The organism is Streptomyces sp. NPDC005962 (assembly GCF_040629205.1).
Classification (GTDB): domain Bacteria; phylum Actinomycetota; class Actinomycetes; order Streptomycetales; family Streptomycetaceae; genus Streptomyces.
Genome location: NZ_JBEXVE010000067.1, coordinates 1 through 1,297, shown reverse-complemented (window position 1 = coordinate 1,297; position 1,297 = coordinate 1). Strand labels below are relative to the sequence as shown.

General features: G+C 68.8%; 1 protein-coding gene. It reads right to left on the bottom strand.

Annotated features, from left to right (window positions below; genetic code table 11):
* Positions 1 to 29 precede the first annotated feature (29 nt).
* Positions 30 to 1,231, bottom strand: a protein-coding gene (locus ABZ370_RS43950) for an IS3 family transposase (RefSeq protein WP_358634197.1) whose coding sequence is annotated in 2 segments (ribosomal slippage) — positions 30 to 940 and positions 940 to 1,231 — 1,203 coding nt in all. Because the reading frame shifts where the segments join, the coding sequence is not laid out codon by codon here.
* Positions 1,232 to 1,297: the final 66 nt, after the last annotated feature.

Below are 1,297 nucleotides of genomic sequence, written 5' to 3'. Positions count from 1 at the left end.
GGGCCTTGACCCGGAATCTTGGACACGGGCTATGCGGCTTGGGCCAGGTTAGTTGATGTTGTGTCAAGTGCTGTCTCGTAGGCGATGGGACTGCGTTGTCCGAGGCGGGAGTGACGGCGTCGGGTGTTGTAGCGGTTGAGCCAGCGGAACGCGTCGAGGCGGGCCTCGCGTTCGCTGGACCAGGTCTTGCGGCCCTGGAGCGTCTCGCGTTTGAACGTCGCGTTGAAGGACTCGGCAAGCGCGTTGTCCGCGCTGGAGCCGATCGCGCTCATGGACTGGCCAACGCCTGCCTGGCGGCAGGCGTTGGCGAAGGCCCGGCTGGTGTACTGGGCGCCGTGGTCGGTGTGCAGGACCGCCCCGGCGAGGCTGCCGCGGGTTCGTTCGGCGGCGGCCAGGGCGTCGGTGACGAGGTCGGTACGCATGTGGTCCGCGATCGCCCAGCCGGCCAGGCGGCGTGAGGCAAGGTCGATCACGGTGGCCAAATACAGGAACTTCCCGCCGTCCAGCGGGAGATAGGTGATGTCACCGACATACTTCGTGTTCGGCTCGCTTGCCGTGAAGTCGCGGCCGACGAGGTCCGGGGCCTTCGCCGCGGCCGGGTCCGCAGCAGTGGTGCGGTGTCTGCGGCGCAAGCGCACGCCCGCCAGACCGGCACCCCGCATCACACGCGCGATCCGCTTGTGGTTGACGCACTCGCCCGCCTCGCGAAGCTCGGCGGTGATCCTGGGGACGCCGTAAGTGCCGTCCGACTCGCGGTGCACGGCCCGTATCCGGGCGGCGAGGCGGGCGTCGGCCGCCTGCCGGGCAACCCGGTCCGCGGCCGTCCGACGCCAGTAGTAGAAGCTGGAGCGGGCGATGCCAAGGATGGTGCACAGCCGCTTCACGCCGTGGCGGCGGTGGTGGTCGGCGACGAACTGGAAGCGGTTCACCAGCGCGTCTCCCCGGCGAAATACTTCGCCGCCTTGCGCAGGATCTCGCGTTCCTCCTCCAGCTCGCGGACCTTCTTGCGCAGAGCGGCATTCTCCGCCTCCAACGGCGTCGGCGGGTCGGTCGGCACCTCCGCCCGGCGCCCCCGCGGCCGGCTCGCGCCGGCTGCCCGCACCCAGTTCCGCAAGGTCTCGGAATTGATTCCCAGATCGGCAGCGACCTGCCTGATCGTCGCCTCGGGCCGCGACTGGTACAGCGCGACCGCGTCCACCTTGAACTGCGGCGGATAGTTCTTCATGACCACGAGATGTCCGTTCTCAGATCCTCAGGATCCAGTGTCTCGTGTGTCCAGGATCAAGGGTCAAGGCCC